Source organism: Sarcina sp. DSM 11001, assembly GCF_900101015.1.
Taxonomy (GTDB): domain Bacteria; phylum Bacillota; class Clostridia; order Lachnospirales; family Lachnospiraceae; genus CAG-791.
The window spans coordinates 1-1341 of sequence record NZ_FNFZ01000073.1 but is presented as its reverse complement, the minus strand read 5'-3'; the positions used below and the strand labels follow the sequence as shown (position 1 = coordinate 1341).

At 60.5% G+C, this 1341-nt stretch carries 1 protein-coding gene; it reads left to right on the top strand.

Annotated elements, in window-relative coordinates:
• The coding region (locus BLT02_RS17470; RefSeq protein WP_347475068.1) for a hypothetical protein at window positions 1-1341 on the top strand (1341 nt) is incomplete at both ends.

Below are 1341 nucleotides of genomic sequence, written 5' to 3'. Positions count from 1 at the left end.
CTGCGGAAGCGGCAGCTGGACAGGAAGAAACAACTGAGGGAAGCCGGGTACAGGAGCCATCTGAGGAATCCACTGGTGATGCCCCCGCAGAAGAGGGATCTGATGAAACGGACTCCCCCGTGGAGATCCAGCCGGTTTTGGTGACCTTTATATCAGATCCTGAGACCGCTGTTGTGGCGGTCTATCCCGCCGCCACAGAGGAAGTACCGGATCCCGAAGCCATCCCCGCGCAGGATGACGGCTCTTTCCTGCTGCTCCCCGGTGAATACACTTACAACGCCGAGGCGGAGGGCTATGTCTCCGCTGAAGACGTATCCTTTACGGTAGCGGACACGGCGCTGACCCTCTCCGTCATGTTGGAAGCTGTGGGCGCAGAACAGGCGTCTTTTGACCAGTCCATGACCGTGGACGGCGTGGTGATCACTGTCAAGGCCGGGCCGGGGGTGTTCCCGGCGGATGCTGTCCTGTCCGTGGAACAGGTGCCGGTCTATCAGCAGACACAGGTGGACACCGCTGTGGAGGAAGTGCGCGGCGAAGATCAGAACGTCGCTGTTTCCTATACCTTTGATATCAAAGTTGTCAACCCGGAAACGGGCGAGGAATACCAGCCAGCCGACGGCCAAACCGTGGGCGTGTCCTTCACGCTGGCGGAGGCTGCGGATGAGAACCTGACCACCAACGTTTATCACGTCACCGAGGAAGAGACCACAGGCGGGCTGACCGCCGAGGCGCTGGATGTGACCACGGAAATCACCCCGGAGACCGGCGAGGGGACCACAGCTGCTGTAGAGACGGACGGCTTTTCCCTCTACACCGTGGAGTTTACCTATAATACATTGAAATACGTGATGCAGGGTGACACTACTGTGGCGCTCAGCGAGATCCTGCAGGAAGTGGGCCTGACCGGCGGGGCCACGGACGTGGCGGTCAGCAATGCCGACCTGTTCTCTGCATCCAACGAGACCGGCGAATGGATCATCACTGCTCATCAGGCCTTCGACACGGCCGAGTGGATGACCGTCACCATTGGCGGCGTAACCTATGAGATCACCGTGACGGATGACGGCGGAATCACCACCTGGAACGAACTGCAAACAGCACTGAACGCGGGCGGCACCGTCACCCTGACGCAGGATATCACCGCCGGGGCGAACGACAGCGCCCTGTCCGTATCCAGCGGACTGACCGTTGTTCTGGATCTGAACGGCTATACGATCGACCGCGGACTGGCAGACTCCGAAGCGCAGGCGAATGGCAACGTCATCACCAACAACGGCACGCTGACGATCAGCGATACGAGCGCCGCGCAGACCGGTGCGATAACCGGCGGCAGCAACACCG